Origin of the sequence: Actinosynnema sp. NPDC023658 (assembly GCF_040639995.1) — a bacterium.
GTDB lineage: Bacteria > Actinomycetota > Actinomycetes > Mycobacteriales > Pseudonocardiaceae > Actinosynnema.
Map to the genome: position 1 here is coordinate 1 of NZ_JBFAAX010000755.1, position 2,759 is coordinate 2,759.

Below are 2,759 nucleotides of genomic sequence, written 5' to 3' on the forward strand. Positions count from 1 at the left end.
AGCGACCACGTCGCGGTGACGCCGGCGCGCGTGTCCAACTCGTCGGCGGCGATGTCGACCAGGTCGGCGCGCAGTCCCGCGAGCCCCTCCTTCCCGACGACCTCGGTGACCAGCGCGTGGGCCCGCAGGTACAGGACTTCCTGCGTGCGCTGGGAGGTGTCGAACAGCCGCGACCGCGCTTCGGCGGCCCGCTCCCGCAGGACCGCCGGCGTCCACGACGCGATCTCCGGTTCGTCCGTGGTCCCCCACGCGTCCACGCTTCCCCACGCGTCCACGGACCCCTGCTCGCCGGCGGCCCCCGCCCGGTGGGCAGCCCCCGCGTGCCCCGGCACGTAGGTCGTCTCCGGCGCGTCGGTCGTCTCCGCCTGGTAGGCGGCCTGGGTGGTCCTCGCACCGGCGGCCCCGGCGGGGTACAACCCGGCGCTCTTCAGGACCCAGCTCGGGTCGTGCTCCCCCAGCAGCCGGAGGGCCGCCTCGGATGTCGGGGCCGGGCTCTCCAACGCCCTCCTGACGTTCTCGACCAACACCAGGTGACGCGGCCTGACCGGCGCGTACCCGCCGCGCTTCCGGGGGGACATGATGCTGCCGTCGCGAACGACCCTCCCCCGGCCGGTGTGCTCCATGAAGATGGTCCTGGGCCCGGCCTGCGCGCGGGGGTCCTGCTGGTGCTCACCCCTGTCGCGGTACTCGTCCCTCGCGCCCAGGAAGTGGAAGAACTCGTGGGCCGCCTCCTCGGGCGTGATCGTGACGGGCCAACTGTGCTGGAGGGTGCGCGTCCCGGGAGCCCCGACGAGGATGTGGCCGTGCGCGTTCTCGCGCTTGGCGGTGAACTGGACGCGGGCGTGGAACTGCCTCCCGTCGGGGAGGCGGTATCCGCGGTTGAACGCCTCGTCGACGCCTTGGCGGACGCGCTGCTTCAGCGCCGCCAGCTCGGCTCCCGCGGCGTTGGTCCTGGCGCCGTCCCACGGGTCGACCGGATCCACGAACAGCCGCACGGTGAACTCGCGCACCGGCACGCCGTCCACCACGAAGTCGCGGACGTCGTAGGCGACGGTCGTGGAGACGGGCGTCAGGCGGGCCCGCCCACGGGAGACCTCACCGGTGTTCATCACGCTGAAGTCCAGGCCCCGCACGGTGCCGGTGACGACCTTGGGGCGCGCGGCGCGGATGCGTTCCGCGGAGACCGGGTCCCTCGGCGCGAACCAGGGCGCGCTGGGGTCGGTCCGGTGGCGCCAGCTCGGGTCGTCGAGGATCGGGTGCTCGAATCGGGGCAGGGGCGCGTCCTGCTCGCCCTCCGCCGGGGAGGCGGGCTCCCGCAGCTCCGGTTCGAGGGCCGCGCCTTCGAGTTCCAGCACGGGCGCGACGCCTTGGAGCTCCCTCGGCACCTTGCGCATGAGCGTCCAGTCGACGAACACGGCCGGGCCGACGACGGGACCGCCGGCCTTCACCTCGGCGGTCCCGAGCGGCACGCTGCGCAGCACTTCCGCGGCGTCCTCGGCCCGCGCCCCGGAAACCACCACCACCGGTGGCAGGTAGCCCAGCGCTTCGCGGGCGAAGGCCGCGTCGGCGAACTCCCCCGCCATCACCAGCAGGTCGTACCGCTGCCACTCGGTCAGCCCGGTGACGTCGGGCGCCACGTCGAAGAACCACTCGGGGGCCGGGTTCGGCGCCTCCCGGTCCGGCTGGGACATGGCGAAGGGCGACGCGGCGAACCCGAGGTCCCGGGCGATCTCGTAGGCGAGCGCCACCGCGCCCCGGTAGTAGCCCTCGACCCCCGAGTGCGACGCCAGGTCGATCGCGATCGCGCTGGTCAGGTCCACCAGCAGGTCCTCGTCGGAGGTCGGGTCGACCTCGGTGGTGAACGCGACGATGCCGCGAGCCCGCCGCAGGGCGGTCGCCCGCACCCGGTGGTCGGCGTTCTCCAGCACCTCCAGCGACGCGGCGACCTTCGCGCGCAGCCTCGCGGGCGTCCAGGCCGGCGCCACCGCACCCCTCGCGGGACCGGAGTCGCCGCCCACGGGGTCCGAAGCGTTGAGTTCGAGGACCTCGGCGCCTCCGTGCTCCCCGATCCGCGCGGTGCCCAGGTCGCGGGCGATGCCGCGGGCCAGGTCCACCACCGCGGTGAAGTCCTGGTACTGCTCCAGGGCCTTCGCGACGACGTTGACGAGCGCGGGACGGGTGTCGGGCGGGAGCAGTGCGGGGTCGTGGGTCTGCTCGACGACCCACCGGGCCCGCGGGTACACCAGCGCGTGGGTCCAGGCGGGCCGGCCGCGCATCCACTGCCCGGCCGCCAAGCCCCCGGCCTTGATGGTGTCCTCAGACCACGGGACGCCCTGCGGCGCCGCGCCGTCCAGCGGCCCGTGCCACCCGTCCGGGTGCGGCAGGCTCTCGAACGCCCGGTTGTGCTGCGGCGTGCCGTCCAAGAGGTCCTGGGCGATCCAGTCGAGGTTGTCGGCGTCGTAGGTGTGCCGGTGGACCCCCGGGGCGTCGCTGCGCCGCAGGGTGACCGTGACCAAGGGCTCGTCCGGGGTGCCGCCGAGCTCCACCTCGGCGGTGAGCGCCTGGTCCGATCCCGGGCGGGTGATCACCGATCGGACACCGTTCCCCAGCGGCGTGACCGCCACCTCGGCGTCACCCAGGGCCTCGGGGTAGGCCGCGCGCAGTCGGTCCCGGTCGGCGAAGAAGTCGCCCAGCAGGTCCCGCGCGTCCGCCACCGACAGCACCGGGCCGGCCCCGCGGACCGCGCGGTCGGTCCCACC

General features: G+C 74.6%; 1 protein-coding gene. It reads right to left on the minus strand.

All coding sequences use genetic code 11. The annotated features are described in order from the left end of the window. Positions 1-2,759: hypothetical protein (locus AB0G02_RS34275; protein ID WP_360802761.1), on the minus strand; the 2,759-nt coding region annotated here is incomplete at both ends.